The sequence below is a fragment of the Pseudomonas putida genome, from assembly GCF_028682475.1.
Lineage (GTDB): Bacteria > Pseudomonadota > Gammaproteobacteria > Pseudomonadales > Pseudomonadaceae > Aquipseudomonas > Aquipseudomonas putida_AG.
In genome coordinates this window covers 77,459-94,080 of sequence record NZ_JANHLE010000004.1, presented here as the reverse complement: position 1 = coordinate 94,080, position 16,622 = coordinate 77,459, and the positions used below count along the sequence as shown (strand labels likewise).

The window sequence follows — 16,622 nt, the reverse complement described above, 5'->3', positions numbered from 1 at the left end:
GAATGAGCCACGTGTTGGACGATCTGGTCGACTTGCTGAGTCTGGAAGCCATTGAGGAAAACCTGTTTCGCGGACGCAGTCAGGATCTGGGTTTTCGCCAGCTGTACGGTGGCCAGGTGCTGGGGCAATCGTTGTCGGCCGCCAGCCAGACGGTCGAAGAAGCGCGCCATGTGCATTCATTGCACGGTTATTTCCTGCGTCCGGGTGATGCGTCGATGCCGGTGGTCTACTCGGTGGACCGGGTACGCGATGGTGGCAGCTTCAGTACCCGGCGGGTGACGGCGATCCAGAAGGGCCAGCCGATCTTTACCTGCAGCGCCTCGTTCCAGTACGACGAAGAGGGTTTCGCCCACCAGACGCAGATGCCTGCGGTGGTGGGTCCGGAAAACCTGCCGTCGGAAGTGGAGTTGTTTCAGCGCATGGCCGATCGCCTGCCTGAAACGATCCGCGACAAGATGCTGTGCGCCAAGCCGATCGAAATGCGCCCGGTCACCGCAGAAGACCCGTTCAATCCCAAACCGGGCGAGCCGGTGAAGTACATCTGGTTCCGTGCCGATGGCAACCTGCCGGACGTGCCGGCGTTGCACAAATACCTGCTCGCCTATGCCTCGGACTTCGGCCTGTTGACCACCTCGCTGCTGCCCCATGGCAAATCGGTGTGGCAGAAAGACATGCAGATTGCCAGCCTCGACCATGCGCTGTGGTTCCACGGCAACCTCAGGGCTGACGAGTGGCTGCTGTACGCCATGGACAGCCCGTGGGCCGGTAATGCTCGCGGCTTTTCCCGCGGCAACATATTCAACCAGGCTGGGCAACTGGTGGCTTCGTCCTGCCAGGAAGGCTTGATTCGCCATCGCAAGGACTGGGCATGAGCCTCAAGGATATCCGCCATTGGGTGTTCGACATGGACGGCACCCTGACTGTCGCGGTGCATGACTTCGCGGCCATTCGCGAGGCCCTGGAGATTCCGCCGGCGGACGACATCCTTACCCACCTGGCGGCATTGCCTGCTGCCGAAGCTGCGGCCAAGCATGCCTGGTTACTGGAGCATGAACGTGATCTGGCGATTGGCTCGCAGGCTGCAGTCGGCGCGGTGGAGCTGGTGCGTGAGCTGGCCGGGCGGGGTTGTCAGCTGGGTATCCTTACCCGCAATGCGCGTGAGCTGGCGCATGTGACGCTGGAAGCTATCGGCCTGGCGGACTGCTTTGCCGAGCCGTACGTGCTGGGACGTGACGAAGCGCCACCCAAGCCGCATCCCGGTGGCTTGTTGAAGCTGGCCGAGGCGTGGAATGTAGCGCCGGCCGAGATGGTCATGGTCGGTGATTACCGTTTTGACCTCGATTGCGGCCGTGCGGCGGGCTCGCGGACTGTCCTGGTCAATCTGCCGGACAATCCCTGGCCGGAATTGACCGACTGGCATGCGGCGGATTGCCGGGCGTTGCAGGCGTTGTTGCAAGGTTGAAGCTATCGCGGGGCAAGCCCGCTCCCACCGCTTTGGCGTTGTCCAGTGGGAGCGGGCTTGCCCCGCGATCAGGCCTCAAAAGTCCCAGCGCGTAGTCAGCATTACATTGCGCGGCTCACCATAGTAGGTGGTGTCGAAGTTGCCCAGGCCGCTCAGGTAGCGTTTGTCGAACACGTTGTTGGCGTTGACCGTGAAGCTCAGGTGCTCGTCATACTGGTAGCGGCTCATCAGGTCGACCAGGGTATAGCCGCCTTGCTTGATGTAGGTGTAGTCGCTCACCGCACTGCTGTAGATCTTGCCGTAGAACGCACTCTGCCAGTTCACCCCGCCACCGACCGTGACTTTGTCCAGCATCCCCGGCAGGCGATAAGTGGTGAACACACGTACCAGATGCTCAGGCTTGCTGGTGCTCATCGGGAAGCCGTACATGCGCTGCTCGTCGGCATCGCGGGTGCGCGCATAGGTGTAGCCGGCCGAGAGGTTCCAGCCTTCTTGCAGCTCGCCGGCGATTTCCAGCTCCAGGCCCTTGGTGATTGCACCGCTGGTGGCCTTGTAGATGCCTTCGTTGGTGACCGGGTTGGTGCCGATCGACTCGGCGACGTTGTCCTGCTCGATGCGGAAGAAGGCCAGGCTGGCATTGAGCCTGCCGTCGAAGTAGGCCGCCTTCAGACCGGCTTCGTAGCTGTCGCCTTCAACCGGATCGAGAGTGACGCCGTTGCTGTCCTTGTTGCTCTGCGGCTGGTAGATCGAGGTGTAGCTGGTGTACACCGAGTAGGTGTCGTTCAGGTCATACACCACGCCGGCATAGGGCGTGACCACGCCATGCTGTTTGTAGCTGGCCGAGTTGTCGGCGAAGACATCCGGGTTCAGACCGTCGTAGTCATAATTATCGTGATACTTGAAGGTGCTGACACGGGTACCGAGGATCACCGACAGGTCGTCGGTGGGGCGCAGGCGGGTGGCGATGTAGGCGCCGCTCTGGCTCTTCTTCTGTTCGTACTTGCCGTTTTTCGGGAAGTCCGGCACGCCGATGTGGCCGTCCCAATCGAAAATACTGCCCGGCACCATACCGGTTTCGCCGCTTTTGGTGGTGTCCCAGGTGCTGCCGGTCTGGCGCGAGAATGAGGTGTTATAGCCGACCACCAGATCATGCTGGCGACCGAACAGGCTGAAGGGGCCGGAGAGGTTCAGGTCGGCAGAGTTCTGTACCCGATGTCCTTCCCAGCGCCCCCAGAAGAAGGACATGCCATTGCCGTCGCGATCCGGTGAGCCACCACTGGCCGAGGCCAGACGGGTGTCGTGGTCGCTTTGCAGCTGGTTGACGCTGAACTTGAGCGACCAGTCGTTGACCAGTGCCTGTTCCAGGGAGGCGAAGTAGGTGCGGTTCTGGAAGTCGCGACGGCTCCAGTCGGCGCCTGGGTTGAACGAACGGGAGAAATCGGTACGACCGCCGTCGGCAAAGTACACCGGGTTGCCGGTCCAGGAGGTACCGCGCGGAGTGGTGTTCTGCTGGTCGATACCGACCGTCAGCAGGGTGTCGGGGGTAATGTCGGCTTCGAGAATGCCGTAGTACACCTCTTTCTTCTGCTGGTAGTGATCCTGATAACCCTTCTTGTCCTGTTGTGCGCCGACAAAGCGGCCGCGCAGGGTGCCGCTGCTGTTCAGCGGCCCGGAAACATCGCCTTCGCCGCGATAGTTGTCCCAACTGCCGGCACTGCCGGTCAGCGAGGCCTGGAACTGTGCGGTGGGTTTCTTGCGGATCAGGTTGACCGTCGCCGAAGGATCGCCGGAGCCGGTCATCAGCCCGGTCGCGCCCTTGAGCACTTCGACCCGGTCATAGATGGCCATGTCGACATGGGCGGTGCCTTCGTCGTAGACCCCGTCGTAAATGGTGTTCACACCGTCGTACTGGTAGTTGGTGATGACCAGGCCGCGGCTGGAAAATTCGGTGCGGTCGCTGTCGTAGGTCTGCGCCGATACGCCGGGGGTATTGCGCAACACATCGGAGATGCTCTGGGCGCCCTGGTCATCCATCAACTGGCGAGTGACAACGGTGATCGATTGCGGTGTTTCGCGAATCGACAGCGGCAGCTTGGTCGCAGTCCGGGAAGCGGCGGTGGTGTAGGAGCCGGTGTTTTCCGTGGTTTCGCCGAGGAGCTGGCCGTTGATACTGGTCGCCCCCAGCTCCAGCGCGCCGCTGGTATCGGCCGGGACCAGCACATAGCCGCCGTTGCTCTGGCGCTGGGCCTGCAGGCCGCTGCCCTGCAGCAGCCGCGCCAGGCCTTCTTCCACCGAATAATCACCCTGCAGCCCCGCCGATTGCCGGCCCTGAGTCTGGCGGGCATCGAACGACAGGGTGATGTTGGCGCGGGTGGCAAACAGACTGAGATTGGTGCCCAGCGCCCCCGGCGCGATCTGAAAGTTCTTGCTGGCGCTCTGTGCCATGGCCTGCGTCGGCAGCAAGGCCAACAGCGGCAGCGGCGCCAGGGTCAGGCCGAACAATGCCAGGTGAGCGGCGCGAACCAGAGGGCGGGGTGCCCGGGGGCAAATGCGGGTCATGCAGGTTTTCCTTCGATTGGCTGGGCAGAGGTGCAGCTGGATTTGCTGCTTTAACTGCGTAGCCGAATGAGAATGAAAATCGGCAACCCTTTTGTTGAAATTGTTCAGACCGCCTCGATGCTGACCCAGTAGCGGGTGAGGTAGCGCACCTTGACTGGCAACGAGGCGCTGAGGTTTTCCAGAATGGTGTCGGTATCGTCGATGCGAAAGGCACCGGACAGGCGCAAATCGGCAATGCCTTCAGCGCAGCGCAGCATGCCCGGGCGGTAGCGGCGCAGCTCGCTGACAAAGTCGGCCAGGCGCCATTCGATCACCGTCAACATGCCTTGGGTCCAGGCGCCAGTGCCGGGTGCTGCGCTATGGACGCTACCGATCTGCCGCGGGTCGAAGCTGACCGTTTGCCCGGCATCCAGGCGCCGCATCAGCAGCGGGTTATCCACAGGACGAATCTCCACTGCGTGCTGCAACACGCTGACCCGGCTCTGGCCGTCGTCGCTGCGCACACTGAAACGCGTGCCCAGGGCGCGCACGCGGCCCTCGGCGGTCTGCACTTCGAAGGGGCGGGCGGCAGGGTCGCTGGCGGTCTGCACCATGATCTCGCCGCGGTACAGGCGCAACAGGCGCTGCTGGTCATCAAAGTGGATATCCACGGCACTGTCGGAATTGAGTTCGAGCTGGCTGCCATCGCTAAGCCTGACCTGGCGCCGTTGCCCCTTGCCGGTGCGCAGTTCGGCCATCAGGGCCTGGGCCGGAGTGCTTTGCTGCACGCTCCAGCCGGCGGCACCGACGGACAGGAGCACGGCCAGGGTCTTTACCACTGCACGACGGCGCGCGCGGACGCCGGCCAGGGTCGGCAGGGCGACATCGGCCGGCAGGCTGCCAAACTGGCGTTGCAGCTTTTCCACCCGGGCCCATGCCTGGGCATGCGCCTGGCTTTTGCCCAGCCAGTCTTGCCAGGCTTGCAGCTGGGCATCACTGGGCTGCGCCGCGTTGAGCTGGACATACCAGGTCGCAGCGGCTTCGAGGGTACGGTAATCCAGCGCTTGAGCCATTCAGTCGTCCGTCAGCAGCAGGCAGTGAGTCATGGCGCGGATCAGGTGCTTTTTCACCGTGGTGACCGAAACCCCCAGGCGCTCAGCGGTGGCGACATAGCTCAGGCCTTCCAGTTGCACGGCGAGGAAGATGCGGCGGGTGCGCTCCCCCAATCCGTCGAGCAGGGTGTCGACGGCCACCAGGGTTTCGAGGATCAGCAAGCGCGTTTCCGGCGAATCGGCCATCCGTTCCGGGCGGTTTGCCAGTTCGGCAAGGTAAGCCTGCTCCAGCGCCTTGCGACGGAATTTATCGATCATCAGCGCATTGGCGATGGCGCCCAGATAACTGCGCGGCTCGCGAATGGTCTGGGCATTGCGCGCGGTCAGCACCCGGATAAAGGTGTCCTGGGCCAGGTCAGCGGCATCGCTGGCGTTGCCCAGGCGGGCGCGTAGCCAGCTTTTCAGCCAACCGTGGTGTTCGCTGTAGAGCGTATGCAGAGCAGCATGATCGGGAGCGGGCATGAACGACAACCAGCGCAGTAATTGATAATTAGTCGCATTATTGTTGTTTGTCTGGATATTTCGCAAGCGCTGGCGCTTGACCGCTGGCAAGTCGAGGCCAAGACTGACCAGCTATTTACCCGATCCAACCAGGAGGTTCGCATGAGCAGCAAGGCTATTTATGTCCAGGCGGGTGGTGGTTACGACAAGGTTCAAGTCGGCACCTGCGAGGCCGCCGCACCCAAGTCCGGGGAGATCACCGTCCGGTTGCACGCCAACTCGCTCAACTATCATGATTTTGCCGTGGTCAGCGGCATGTGGGGACCAGCCGAGTCACGCATCCCCATGGCCGACGGTGCCGGCGTGGTCACGGCTGTGGGTAGCGGCGTGACGGAGTTTGCCGTGGGTGATGCCGTGGTCAGCACCTTCTTCCCCGACTGGCTTGACGGCCAGGCGCTGGTGGAAGGCTTTGCGACGGTGCCAGGAGACGGTATCGATGGCTATGCCCGCGAACAGGTCACCGCGCGTGCTACCTCGTTTACCCATGCCCCCAAAGGCTACAGCCATGCCGAGGCGGCGACCCTCACCACCGCAGGGCTTACCGCCTGGCGCGCGCTGATGGCCGACGACTCACTCAAGCCGGGCGATACCGTGCTGGTACAAGGCACGGGCGGTGTTTCGATCTTCGCCCTGCAGTTCGCCAAACTGGCCGGCGCCACGGTGATTGCCACCTCGTCCAGTGACGACAAGCTCGAACGCCTCAAGGCCATGGGCGCCGATCACCTGATCAACTACCGCAAGACCCCGGCCTGGGGCGAAACGGTGCGCCAGCTCACCGGCAATCGTGGGGTCGATCACGTCATCGAAGTGGGTGGCCCGGCGACGCTTGAGCAATCGATGATCGCCGCACGCATCGGCGGGCACATTTCGCTGATCGGAATCCTCACCGGAGTCGCCGGCCAGTTGCCGCTGGTGCAGGCGCTGGTGCGCCAGATCCGCCTGCAAGGTGTGCTGGTCGGCAGTCGGGCCCAACAGCAGGCAATGGTGCGGGCCATCGATGCCAACGGTTTGCGTCCGGTCATCGATAAAACCTTCGCCCTGGAGCAGATCGTCGACGCGTTCCGCTACCAGGAAAGCAACCAGCATTTCGGCAAGATCTGCCTGGAGTTCTGATCGTACTCACCACTGAGGCAGCCCGACCTTGGTCGGGCTTGACCTCTGCGCGTTGCCCCTCAAATCCGCTAACTATCTGCTTTTAAATAATTTTTCCGAAATTTTGATTCACACTCTTACGCCTCGTCTGGATGTTATTCCGAACACCTTGTGTGATATTTTGCCCGCCGCTCGAAAAATCCATGGCACAGAGCCACCGTCGTGACGAGGGGCCTGTGACGCATCGCTTCAGGTGCTTCCGGTAATAAATATAAATACGCAGTGAGTGTGATCATGAGTGCAAACCCCAACATCGCCGTGGGCGGTGCTGACGCGTCCGTTTCCGAATCATCGGGCCTGGAGGTCAAACGCCTGACCTTCGTCGAGGCCGTGGCAATGATCGTCGGCACCAACATCGGTGCCGGTGTGTTGTCGATGGCCTATGCCAGCCGCCTGGCCGGTTACATGCCGCTGCTTTTGTGGCTGGCGGTTGCCGGTGTCTTCACCACCATCTCCATGCTCTATGTCTCGGAAACCACCTTGCGTACCCGCAGCCACCACCAGTTGAGTGGCCTGGCGCAACGCTATGTCGGCTCCTTCGGTGCCTGGGCGATCTTCCTTTCGGTGGCGGTTAACAGCATTGGTGCCCTGACCGCCTACATGAGCGGTAGCGGCAAGATCCTCAGCGAGTTCTTCGGTATCAGCCCGGCGCTGGGCAGCATGCTGTTCTTCCTGCCCGCCGCGTTCGTGCTGTACCTGGGGCTGAAGGCGATCGGCAAGGGTGAGAAGTTCATCAGCATTGGCATGGTCTCGATGACCCTGGTGCTGGTGATTGCGACACTGATCAACGAACGCACCGATTTTGCCAACCTGTTCGAGGGCAGCTGGATCTACATGATCCCGGTGTTCAACATCGCCGTGTTCTGCTTCTCGGCACAGTACGTGGTCCCGGAAATGGCCCGTGGTTTCAGTCACGCGCCCAAGCGCCTGCCTGTCGCCGTGATCACGGGCATGGTGATCACCTTCATCTTGCTGGCGATCGTACCGATGTCGGTGATTGCCCTGAACGGCCTGGAAAACCAGACTGAAGTCGCCACCCTGGCCTGGGGGCAGGCGCTTGGGCAGTGGGCGTTCTACACCGCCAACACCTTTGCCCTGTGCGCCATGATGACCTCGTACTGGGGCCTGGGCGGCAGCTTCCTGACCAACATTTTCGACAAGTTCAAAAGCCTGGGCTCGGAAAGCAATCCCAAGAACCGTCTGCTGGTGCTCGGCATTGTCTGCGTTCCGCCGTTCATCCTCGCTTACAGCGGCATGGTCGGCTTCGTCAATGCGCTGTACTTCGCCGGTGTGTTCAGCGGCGTGATCCTCTCGATCATGCCGATCCTGATGCTGCGTTCGGCGCGCAAGAACGGTGACATCGTTCCGGCCTGGCAGTGCGGCTGGATCGCCCATCCGCTGATTCAGGTGCTGGTGGTGGTGCTGTACCTGTGCAGCATGGCGTATGCGATTGCCAGTGCATTTGGCTGGTTGCCAGGCGGATGGTAAGGATTCATTTCTCATAGGCAACAAAAAAGGCATCTGCGCAGAGCGTCAGATGCCTTTTTCGTTTTACCTATTTGGTGGAACCGGGGGGATTTGAACCCCCGTCCGCCAGTGCTCCGCTGTCGGTCCTACATGCTTAGCCGTGTCTATTGAGTTAATCCGCAGCCGCCCGACGGGCAGGGTGCTTTGGACGAGTTGTGTAAGTTTTAGCCGCTTCGTCCACAACGTACTGCACGGCGATCCTGTTCTGTATGACAATCACTTCGGGTTTACAGGCATCCCCTGATGATTGCTGGAGCCGAAGCTACCAGAAGGAAGCTCTAGGCTGCTTACGCAGCGAAGCGTACTTCCCCGTAGTTTTCGTCATTGGCAACTATAGAAAGTTGCAACAGTGGATTTACGAGTTCTGTTACCAACTCGGCATGCACCTAGAGTTTCACTACCGGCGTCGAATCCTAATCGGCCCCATTTGTTGCGCTCTAGCTGAAGCGTTTTTCAACGCTCGGGGGTCAGTATACGCCATCGGTCGGGCGACGTCGACTGCGGTTCCAGTCGCCCTGCTAAACCGCTACTGGCCGCCTTTTTCGGTTTTTTCCAGGCGCTCGAGCACTTTGCTGGTGATGGCGATGCAATCCTTGTCGTTGCCAGCGGCCTGGGCTTTCTTGGCGTCTTCAACATGTTTGGCGATGGTTTCGTCCAGTCCCTCTGACGTCGCGCCGGCCGTGGTGGTGGCGTCGCTGATCTTTTGCAGGTTGGCCGTGCACAGGTCTTCAGCCGCGAACACAGGGGAGGCAAGCAGTGCGGCGGTGATCAACAGTCCGGAAATCGCAGTACGCTTCATGTGAATCTCCTTGGCGGGATGGCCCTGGGAAAGAGGGCCTTTCTGGATGGACTGCGACGCTTGCCGGGGGTTCAGATTGGATGGCCTCTATCGCGGGGCAACTTGCCCCGCAATCGGCGTTCAGAGGTTCCGAGGCCGGGTCACGCGGTCCACCAGATAAACTAGCCCGTGATAATCGATCCCGCCATGATCCGACAGGCCGATCTCACAGGTGCGGCTGGTGGAAATCCCTTCGCTGCAGTACTGCACGGCGTCCTTGAGGCTGCGCAGCGAGTGGGCATTGAGCTCGGGGGTAGTGAAGCCCTTGTCGCCGGCAAAGCCACAGCAGTGGATGCCTTCAGGAATCACCACCTGCTTGCTGCAGCGTCGCGCCAGATCGATCAGTGCCTGGCTTTCACCCAGGTGCTGGGTACTGCAGGTCACGTGCACGGCAATCGGTTCGTCCTGGGGGGTGAACTCCAGCTTGTCGATCAGGTGGGTGCGGATGAAACGTACCGGGTCATAAAGGTCCAGGCGGGTTTCGGCCAGGTCCTGCACCAGGCGCAGGGTGCACGGGCTAGTGTCGCAGTAGATCGGATCAAGCCCGCCACGGCTGGCATGCAGCAGCGCGTTGATCAGTTCCTGGCGCTTGTGTTCGGCCTGTTCGGCGTAGCCTTTGGAAGCAAAGGGCTGGCCGCAGCAGAGGTTGTCCTGGTTGTCCGGGAACACCACTTGATAGCCGGCTTTTTCCAGCAGCGCGCGGGTTTTGTCGAGCAACGAGGTTTGCTCGCGGTCGCTGGCCGCCGGGCCCATCACGCGCGACACGCAGGCGGCCAGGTACACCACCCGTGGCCGCGCATCGTTGCTCGGCGGGCTGAACGAAATGCTCTTCAGTGGTTGCGGCATGGCTGCGGTCCACTGCGGCAGGCGACCGTGACTGAGCTTGCTGAGGTGGGCGCTGAAGCGGCTCAGGCGCGGGGCGCCGAGCAACTTGCGTGCACTGTTGGCGGCCTGCAAGGTAAAGCGGGCGCCACTGAGGGCGGTGTGGAAATTCTCTGCCAGCCAGTCGGCGGTTTTCACATGGTCTGCGGCCTGGCCACGCAGTTTCTTCACCAGTTCGCCGGTGTTGATGCCTACTGGGCAGCGCTGGGCGCACAAGCCGGTGGCGGCGCAGGTGTCGATGCCCTGGTACTGGTAGTCACGTTCGAGCTGTCGGGTATCGTCACCCGCGCGTTTTTTCGCCTGGATGTCGCGCCACATCACAATGCGCTGGCGCGGGCTGAGTGTCAGCCCTTTGGACGGACACACCGGCTCACAGAAGCCGCATTCGATGCATTTGTCGACGATCTCGTCGGCGGCCGGCAGGGGCTTGAGGTTTTTCAGGTGCAGCTGTGGATCGTCGGTCAGTACCACGTCGGGGTTGAGGATACCGCTCGGGTCGAGCAGGCGCTTGAGCTGCCACATCAGCTGGTAGGCATCGCTGCCCCATTCCAGTTCGACGAAGGGCGCCATGTTGCGTCCGGTGCCGTGCTCGGCTTTCAGCGAGCCGCCGTATTCCACGGCCACCAGCTGTGCGACGTCATCCATAAAGGCCGAGTAGCGCGCAACCTGCTCGGGCGAGTCGAAGCCCTGGGTGAAGACGAAGTGCAGGTTGCCTTCCAGCGCATGGCCAAACAGGATCGCCTCGTCATAGCCGTGCTTGTCGAACAGTGCGATCAGGCGGTTAACGCCCTCGGCCAGTTTCTCCACCGGGAAGGTGACGTCTTCGATGATTACCGTGGTGCCGGTCTCGCGCACTGCGCCAACCGCCGGGAAGGTGTCTTTGCGGATGCGCCAGAGCTGGTTGTAAACCAGCGGGTCTTCGCTGAAATCAACCTGCTTTTCCACCGGGAATCCGGCGATCGAGGCACTGACGTGTGCCAGTTGTTCATGCAGCAGCGATTGTGTGGCGGCGCGGGACTCGATGAGCAGCGCACAGGCATTGGCGGACAGGCTCTTCACCCACACCGGCATGCCCTGCATGTTCTCCACCGAGCGCAGACTGCGGCGGTCGAGCAGTTCGACTGCGGACACCGGTTGCTGCTTGAGCACCGGTACCGCGTTGCAGCAGGTCTCGACATCGGGGAAGACAATCAGTGCACTGGCTTTGTGCGGATGGTCCGGCACGGTGTTGTAGGTCACGGCGCTGATGAAGCCGAGGGTGCCTTCGGAACCGACCATCAGGTGGGTGAGGATATCCACCGGTTCGTCGTAGTCCACGAGCGCGTTCAGTGACAGGCCGGTGGTGTTTTTCAGCCGGTACTTGTGCCGGATCCTGGCCGCCAGTTCGGTGTTGGCACGGGTCTGCCGGCCCAGCTCGCCGAGTTGCTCAAGCAGCGCGCCGTGGCTTGCACGCAAGCGCGCGACGCTCTCGGGGACTTCGCTGTCGAGCAGCGTGCCGTCGGCCAGCAGCAGGCGCATGCCGGCGAGGGTGTGGTAGCTGTTCTGCGCAGTGCCGCAGCACATGCCGCTGGCGTTGTTGGCGACGATACCGCCGATTTTGCAGGCGTTGATCGAGGCCGGGTCCGGGCCGATCTTGCGCCCGAACGGGGTCAGCCAAGCGTTGGCCTGGGCGCCGATCACGCCCGGTTGCAGGCGGATCTGCTTGCCGTCATCGCGGATGTCGCGACCGTTCCAGTTGTCACCCAGCACGATCAAAACCGAGTCGCTCACGGCCTGACCGGACAGGCTGGTGCCGGCAGCGCGGAAGGTGACCGCAACCTGCTCGGCGTGCGCCGCCTTGAGCAGGGTGACAACTTCATCTTCGCTCTCGACGCGGATCACCAGCTTGGGAATCAGCCGGTAGAAGCTGGCGTCAGTGCCGAAGGCCAGGGTCGAGAGCGGGTCGTCGAAACGCCGCTCGCGGGGGATCAGGTGTTCAACCGTGTCGAGGAACGCGGCGGGCAGACTCATGCAATCTCCTCGCGGGACCGCGGCGTCTGGTGCGCCAGGTGTCCCGGTCAATCAGGCGGTGACGGGTGCGGGCGCGGCAATCAGGCGCCCAGTTCGCGTACCAGCGAATCACGGGTGATTTCGCTGATGGTCTTGGCGCCGGTAAGCACCATGGCAACGCGCATTTCTTTCTCGAACAGGTCCAGCAAGTTCTTCACCCCGGCTTCACCGGCGGTGGCCAGCGCATAGAGGAATGCACGGCCGATCAACACCGTGTCGGCACCCAGGGCGATCATGCGCACCACGTCGAGGCCGCTGCGAATGCCGGAGTCGGCGAGGATCTTCAGGTCGCCTTTTACCGCATCGGCGATCGCCGGCAGGGCGCGGGCGCTGGACAGCACGCCATCGAGCTGGCGGCCGCCGTGGTTGGAGACGACGATACCGTCGGCACCGAACTTCACCGCGTCCTTGGCATCCTGCGGATCAAGGATGCCCTTGATCACCATCGGGCCGTCCCAGAACTCGCGGATCCACTCCAGGTCCTTCCAGGAAATCGACGGGTCGAAGTTGGCGCCCAGCCAGCCGATGTAGTCGGCCAGGCCCGTCGGGCTGCCACGGTAAGTGGAGATGTTACCCAGATCGTGCGGCTTGCCCAGCAGGCCGACATCCAGGGCCCACTGCGGATGGGTCATGGCTTGCCAGACGCGGCGCAGTGGTGCGTTCGGGCCGCTCATGCCCGAGTGTGCGTCACGGTAGCGGGCGCCAGGTACCGGCATGTCGACGGTGAACACCAGCGTGGTGACACCGGCGGCTTTCGCCCGCTCCAGAGCGTTGCGCATGAAGCCGCGGTCTTTGAGAACGTAGAGCTGGAACCACATTGGGCGGTTGATGGCCGGGGCGACTTCCTCGATCGGGCACACCGACACTGTCGACATCGTGAAGGGGATGCCTTTGGCGGCTGCCGCACGGGCGGCCTGGACCTCACCACGCCGTGCATACATGCCGGTCAGACCGACAGGCGCCAGCGCCACCGGCATGCTCAGCGTTTCGTTGAACAGCTGAGTCTCAAGGCTCAGCTCGGACATGTTTTTCAGCACGCGCTGACGCAGGGCAATGCTCGCCAGGTCTTCGACGTTGTGGCGCAGGGTGTACTCGGCGTAGGCGCCGCCGTCGGCGTAGTGGAACAGGAACGGCGGCAGCTTGCGTTGCGCTGCGGCGCGGTAGTCGGTAGAGGCAGAAATGATCATGTGGTCTCGCTGCGTCGGTTGTAAGGGGCGGATGCCGGGCGCGCTGTTACGCACCCGGCCTCTGACACTTTAGTGAACCAGCATGCCGGTCAGCCAATAAGCCTGGACCAGAGTGATCAGGCCGACGATGGTGGCGAAGAACAGGCTGTGCTTGAGGGTGAAACGGAACAGGTCGGATTCCTTGCCGACCAGGCCGGTGGCCGCACAGGCTACCGCGATCGACTGTGGCGAAATCATCTTGCCGGTCACGCCGCCACTGGTGTTGGCCGCGACCAGCAGGGTGTCGTTGACCCCGATCTGGTGCGCCGTGGTGGCCTGCAGCGAGCTGAACAGGGCGTTGGACGAGGTGTCGGAACCGGTCAGGAACACCCCCAGCCAGCCGAGGAACGGCGAGAAGAACGGGAAGGCCGCGCCAGTGCCGGCCAGTACCAGGGCCATGGTCGAAGACATGCCCGAATAGTTGGTGACGAAAGCGAAGGCCAGCACCATGCCGATCGACAGGATCGGCCAGCGCAGTTCGAAGAAGGTCTCTTTCAAAGTGGTCAGACCAGTTTTGAAGTTGATCTTCAGAACCAGCATGGAGATCAGCGCCGAGAAGAAGATCGCCGTACCGGTGGCGGAAATCGGGTCGAGCTTGAACACGGCCGGAATCGCGGTCGGGGTCGCAACGATCGGAGCGGTCTTGATGACCAGCTGATCCAGGTGCGGGATGGCGAAGTTGAACACCCAGCTGTACATCGAACCGCCAGCGGCGAAGGCCGCCTTGAACGGCTTGAGGGTCCAGATGGTGACCAGCACGGTGAGGATCAGGAACGGCGACCAGGCCTTGAAGATCTCGCCGAGGCTGTACGGCGAAGGCTGGCTGCCGCCGTTGACCACCGCTGCACCGACACTGCCGGTGGCGCCGGCGAAGGAATGCTTGGGCTGCCAGACCTTGAGGAACAGGGTCAGGGAAACCAGGCTGACCAGGGCCGAGGTGATGTCCGGCAGTTCCGGGCCGATGAAGTTCGAGGTGAAGTACTGGGTCACGGCAAAGCTCAGGCCGGCTACCAGTGCGGCAGGCCAGGTCTCTTTGACGCCGCGCAGGCCGTCCATCATGAACACCAGCCAGAACGGCACGAACAGCGACAGCAACGGCAGCTGGCGGCCGGTCATGGCGCCGATCTTGAAGGCGTCGATACCGGTCACCTGACCGGCGACGATGATCGGGATGCCGAGCGCGCCGAAGGCCACCGGCGCGGTGTTGGCGATCAGGCACAAGCCGGCGGCGTACAGCGGGTTGAAGCCCAGGCCGACCAGCAGCGCGGCGGTAATTGCCACCGGTGCGCCGAAGCCTGCCGCACCTTCGAGGAAGGCGCCGAAGCAGAAACCGATCAGCAGTACCTGCAGGCGCTGGTCGTCGGTAATCGACAGCACCGAGCTGCGGATCACTTCGAACTGGCCGCTCTTGACCGTCAGTTTGTAGAGGAACACCGCAGCGACGATGATCCAGGCGATTGGCCACAGGCCATAGGCAAAACCGTAACCGGCGGCGGCAAGCGCCATGTCGGCGGGCATCTGGAAGGCGAAGATCGCCACCAGGATCGACAAACCGAGAGTGATGCTGCCAGCGACGTGGCCCTTGAGCCGGAACACCGCCAGAGCGAGGAAGAAGAACACGATCGGGATGACTGCCGCGAGCGCGGACAGACCAAGACTACCAAGCGGACTGTAGAGCTGTTGCCAGGTTTGCATATGGGGTGGCCCCTAATTGTTGTTGGTCAGCACTGGCATTGGATAATTGGTAAGACCAATTTACAATGTCGAGGCGCTAGGTTAAAAGCCTCGCTGTGGGTGTGTCAATTTGTCCCAAGAAAACTTTCCTCGGATGGGTGTCGGCGAAATGCCCTGAGCAGCAGCGAAAGTTGCAATCTGATGGGTGTCGGCGGAGAGCGGATAGGCCAGAATAGACAGCCCCGAAAGCACCCGGGATTGTGGAGAGCATGTGATGGTTTTTGATCAGGTCCGCCAACGCCGTTTGTCCGACGATATCGTCGAGCGGCTGGAAGGGATGATTCTTGAGGGCACCCTCAGTGCCGGTCAGCGGCTGCCTGCCGAGCGGGCGTTGGCTGAACAGTTCGGGGTGTCGCGGCCGTCATTGCGTGAAGCGATCCAGAAGCTGGTGGCCAAAGGGCTGCTGGTCAGTCGCCAGGGCGGTGGCAATTATGTGGCCGAGGCGTTGGGTTCGACCTTCAGCGATCCGTTGTTGCAGCTGCTGGAATGCAACCCCGAAGCGCAGCGCGATCTGCTGGAGTTCCGGCATACCCTGGAGGCATCGTGCGCCTATTACGCGGCCATTCGCGCGACCGAGCCGGATCGTCAGCGGCTCAAGGCAGCGTTCGATGCCTTGCAGGATTGTTACGCCCGCTCTGGTGAAGTGGATCGGGCCGAGGAGGGCGCTGCCGATGCGCGCTTTCACCTGGCAATTGCCGAAGCCAGTCACAACGCAGTGTTGCTGCACACCATTCGTGGCCTGTTCGATCTGCTCAAGCGCAACGTGGTGACCAACATCGGCGGCATGTACAAGCAACGCGCCGAAACCCGCGACATGCTGATCAATCAGCACCGTGAGCTGTACCTGGCGATCGTCGAAGGGCGGGCAGAGGAGGCTCGCGAAGTGTCCAGCCGACACATTCTGTATGTGCAGGAAGTGCTCGATGAGGTGCGCCAGGAAGTGCAACGAACGGCGCGAGCGGAGCGGCGTAGCGGGCGCTGAAGCTATCGCGGGGCAAGCCCGCTCCCACAGGTTTATGCAATCCTGGTGGGAGCGGGCTTGCCCCGCGATAAAGGCGCCTCAGACTGAAATCAGTCTTCCTTGCCCTTGTTGCGCACTGCACGCTGCAATTCGCGATTGGAATCACGCTCGCGTTGGGTATCGCGCTTGTCGTATTCCTTCTTGCCCTTGCCGAGCGCGATCTCGCACTTGATCAGGTGCTTGCTCCAATAAATCGACAAGGCTACGCAGGTGTAGCCCTTTTGCTGGACGGCCGCATGCAGGCGCTCCAGCTCGCGTTTATTGAGCAGCAGTTTGCGGGTGCGTGTCGGGTCGGCAATGACGTGCGTACTGGCGGCCGTCAGCGGCGTGATATGGCTGCCCATCAGCCACGCCTCGCCATCTTTGAGCACCACGTAACTGTCGGTCAGATGCGCCTTGCCGGCACGCAGACTTTTTACTTCCCAACCGGACAGGACCAATCCGGCCTCGAACTTGTGCTCGATGAAGTAATCGTGTCGCGCCTTTTTATTCTGCGCGATGGTCCCTGTCGGATGTTTCGTTTGTTTAGCCATAGGGGCGGCATTATAGGCAGTCGTTGCGCCGTCGGCTACGGGGTAGC

The 16,622-nt window shown here is 62.0% G+C and carries 13 protein-coding genes and 1 other RNA gene; 5 read left to right on the top strand and 9 right to left on the bottom strand.

Annotation, left to right across the window (positions count from 1 at the left end):
• Positions 1 to 2 precede the first annotated feature (2 nt).
• A complete protein-coding gene (tesB, locus tag NPS47_RS05005; RefSeq protein WP_274293983.1) occupies positions 3 to 872 on the top strand; it encodes an acyl-CoA thioesterase II in 870 nt (289 codons plus the stop codon).
• On the top strand, positions 869 to 1,462 hold the full coding sequence (locus NPS47_RS05000; protein ID WP_274293982.1) for an HAD family hydrolase: 594 nt from the start codon (positions 869 to 871) through the stop codon (positions 1,460 to 1,462). The genes tesB and NPS47_RS05000 overlap by 4 nt, the downstream gene beginning before the upstream one ends.
• A gap of 75 nt (positions 1,463 to 1,537) precedes the next feature.
• On the opposite strand, the gene NPS47_RS04995 is transcribed toward NPS47_RS05000, so the two are convergent.
• The 3 genes from NPS47_RS04995 to NPS47_RS04985 form a co-directional block, all read right to left on the bottom strand.
• Positions 1,538 to 4,021, bottom strand: coding sequence for a TonB-dependent siderophore receptor (locus tag NPS47_RS04995; RefSeq protein WP_274293981.1), 2,484 nt, complete (start codon positions 4,019 to 4,021; stop codon positions 1,538 to 1,540).
• 104 nt (positions 4,022 to 4,125) lie between these two features.
• Positions 4,126 to 5,073 (bottom strand): FecR domain-containing protein, encoded by a 948-nt coding sequence (locus NPS47_RS04990; protein ID WP_274293980.1) that lies wholly within the window; start codon positions 5,071 to 5,073, stop codon positions 4,126 to 4,128.
• Complete coding sequence (locus tag NPS47_RS04985; RefSeq protein WP_274293979.1) at positions 5,074 to 5,574, bottom strand: sigma-70 family RNA polymerase sigma factor; 501 nt, start codon at positions 5,572 to 5,574, stop codon at positions 5,074 to 5,076.
• Between the two features lie 141 nt (positions 5,575 to 5,715).
• On the opposite strand from NPS47_RS04985, the gene NPS47_RS04980 reads away from it, so the two are divergent.
• Entirely contained in the window at positions 5,716 to 6,726 is a 1,011-nt protein-coding gene (locus tag NPS47_RS04980) for a zinc-dependent alcohol dehydrogenase family protein (protein WP_274293978.1), read from the top strand.
• 273 nt (positions 6,727 to 6,999) lie between these two features.
• Positions 7,000 to 8,253 (top strand): aromatic amino acid transport family protein, encoded by a 1,254-nt coding sequence (locus NPS47_RS04975; RefSeq protein WP_274293977.1) that lies wholly within the window; start codon positions 7,000 to 7,002, stop codon positions 8,251 to 8,253.
• Positions 8,254 to 8,325: 72 nt separating this feature from the next.
• Here the strand turns inward: NPS47_RS04975 and ssrA are convergent.
• From ssrA to NPS47_RS04950, 5 genes are all read right to left on the bottom strand, one after another.
• Positions 8,326 to 8,717: a transfer-messenger RNA gene (gene ssrA / locus NPS47_RS04970) on the bottom strand.
• A gap of 101 nt (positions 8,718 to 8,818) precedes the next feature.
• Positions 8,819 to 9,091: a hypothetical protein gene (locus tag NPS47_RS04965; RefSeq protein WP_274293976.1), complete on the bottom strand. Its 273-nt coding sequence runs from the start codon at positions 9,089 to 9,091 to the stop codon at positions 8,819 to 8,821.
• A 120-nt stretch (positions 9,092 to 9,211) separates the two neighbouring features.
• Positions 9,212 to 12,022 carry an FAD-binding and (Fe-S)-binding domain-containing protein gene (locus NPS47_RS04960; RefSeq protein ID WP_274293975.1) on the bottom strand — a complete coding sequence of 937 codons (2,811 nt, stop codon included), beginning with the start codon at positions 12,020 to 12,022 and terminating at the stop codon, positions 9,212 to 9,214.
• Between the two features lie 80 nt (positions 12,023 to 12,102).
• A complete protein-coding gene (lldD, locus tag NPS47_RS04955) occupies positions 12,103 to 13,248 on the bottom strand; it encodes an FMN-dependent L-lactate dehydrogenase LldD (protein WP_038606701.1) in 1,146 nt (381 codons plus the stop codon).
• A 69-nt stretch (positions 13,249 to 13,317) separates the two neighbouring features.
• Positions 13,318 to 14,982 carry a lactate permease LctP family transporter gene (locus NPS47_RS04950; RefSeq protein WP_274293974.1) on the bottom strand — a complete coding sequence of 555 codons (1,665 nt, stop codon included), beginning with the start codon at positions 14,980 to 14,982 and terminating at the stop codon, positions 13,318 to 13,320.
• Between the two features lie 253 nt (positions 14,983 to 15,235).
• On the opposite strand from NPS47_RS04950, the gene NPS47_RS04945 reads away from it, so the two are divergent.
• Positions 15,236 to 16,003: an FCD domain-containing protein gene (locus NPS47_RS04945; RefSeq protein ID WP_274293973.1), complete on the top strand. Its 768-nt coding sequence runs from the start codon at positions 15,236 to 15,238 to the stop codon at positions 16,001 to 16,003.
• A gap of 89 nt (positions 16,004 to 16,092) precedes the next feature.
• Here the strand turns inward: NPS47_RS04945 and smpB are convergent, their stop codons facing one another.
• Positions 16,093 to 16,575, bottom strand: coding sequence for an SsrA-binding protein SmpB (gene smpB, locus NPS47_RS04940; RefSeq protein ID WP_038606709.1), 483 nt, complete (start codon positions 16,573 to 16,575; stop codon positions 16,093 to 16,095).
• Positions 16,576 to 16,622: the final 47 nt, after the last annotated feature.

Bases quoted from the DNA above. Each gene is read 5' to 3' on its own strand.
- tesB (WP_274293983.1), top strand. From the start codon at position 3: ATGAGCCACGTGTTGGACGATCTGGTCGACTTGCTGAGTCTGGAAGCC.
- NPS47_RS05000 (WP_274293982.1), top strand. From the start codon at position 869: ATGAGCCTCAAGGATATCCGCCATTGGGTGTTCGACATGGACGGCACC.
- NPS47_RS04995 (WP_274293981.1), bottom strand. From the start codon at position 4,021: ATGACCCGCATTTGCCCCCGGGCACCCCGCCCTCTGGTTCGCGCCGCT.
- NPS47_RS04990 (WP_274293980.1), bottom strand. From the start codon at position 5,073: ATGGCTCAAGCGCTGGATTACCGTACCCTCGAAGCCGCTGCGACCTGG.
- NPS47_RS04985 (WP_274293979.1), bottom strand. From the start codon at position 5,574: ATGCCCGCTCCCGATCATGCTGCTCTGCATACGCTCTACAGCGAACAC.
- NPS47_RS04980 (WP_274293978.1), top strand. From the start codon at position 5,716: ATGAGCAGCAAGGCTATTTATGTCCAGGCGGGTGGTGGTTACGACAAG.
- NPS47_RS04975 (WP_274293977.1), top strand. From the start codon at position 7,000: ATGAGTGCAAACCCCAACATCGCCGTGGGCGGTGCTGACGCGTCCGTT.
- NPS47_RS04965 (WP_274293976.1), bottom strand. From the start codon at position 9,091: ATGAAGCGTACTGCGATTTCCGGACTGTTGATCACCGCCGCACTGCTT.
- NPS47_RS04960 (WP_274293975.1), bottom strand. From the start codon at position 12,022: ATGAGTCTGCCCGCCGCGTTCCTCGACACGGTTGAACACCTGATCCCC.
- lldD (WP_038606701.1), bottom strand. From the start codon at position 13,248: ATGATCATTTCTGCCTCTACCGACTACCGCGCCGCAGCGCAACGCAAG.
- NPS47_RS04950 (WP_274293974.1), bottom strand. From the start codon at position 14,982: ATGCAAACCTGGCAACAGCTCTACAGTCCGCTTGGTAGTCTTGGTCTG.
- NPS47_RS04945 (WP_274293973.1), top strand. From the start codon at position 15,236: ATGGTTTTTGATCAGGTCCGCCAACGCCGTTTGTCCGACGATATCGTC.
- smpB (WP_038606709.1), bottom strand. From the start codon at position 16,575: ATGGCTAAACAAACGAAACATCCGACAGGGACCATCGCGCAGAATAAA.